Raw genomic sequence first — 767 nt, 5'->3', positions numbered from 1 at the left:
GCTGCCGTCGTATTCGGACCATACTGTCTATTAGTGTGTATTGATATCCACTCATGTACAATAGAAAGTACGTTTTTCAATTCTATTAAATGTGCTTATCTACTAGTAATACCGCACAAACAAATCTATCAATTTTATATATACTATATTATTCCCCATGTAGGAGATGATATAGTGAAAATTAAAACATCAGCTAAGAGAGTAGTAAAGACCAGCGCGATGAAGAGAAAATTGAACACTCAGTTAAAAAAGCAAGTTCGGGTGAAAAACACCACTTCGGGTACTGTTAGAAGCACAGGTGTTCTCAAAAAAAATCCGAGTACAACATTTGCCCATACCGAAGTCATGAATCGGAGATCTTCACCGATAACCGCAACCGTTATGGTCTTTAATTGGGATACCAATTCACCAGTAAGAATTGGTAACAACACTGTTACCATACCAGCCAATTCCCTTAGATTTTTCAATACAAATCTCGCTGGTGTCAACGATCACTATGAAGTAGTTGTCATCCTTTCAGCTACTTCAAATGTTATTGTTAACCATTTCGGAGTAGCTGGGGATGTACCGCAAGATGGTAACATCGTTCTGGATCGTGACCTTATTTCAATTACGTTATAACATGTTATAAAAATGCGCCCATAATTGGGCGCTTTTTTATTGCACAGTATTATCTATTTGTCTTTGTAAATGCCTATAAATGCTTATATATCAACGTTTATGGATATATCAGCATAGGACCATACCGTTCATCTCAATTGTTGAAC

General features: G+C 36.6%; 1 protein-coding gene. It reads left to right on the top strand.

The window, feature by feature from the left end:
• Positions 1–174: 174 nt before the first annotated feature.
• On the top strand, positions 175–621 hold the full coding sequence (locus HI950_RS35420; RefSeq protein WP_169091777.1) for a hypothetical protein: 447 nt from the start codon (positions 175–177) through the stop codon (positions 619–621).
• The last annotated feature ends 146 nt before the right edge of the window (positions 622–767 follow it).

The sequence above is a fragment of the Paenibacillus sp. PL91 genome, assembly GCF_012935325.2.
Lineage (GTDB): Bacteria > Bacillota > Bacilli > Paenibacillales > Paenibacillaceae > Pristimantibacillus.
This window is presented reverse-complemented; position numbering and strand designations above follow the sequence as displayed.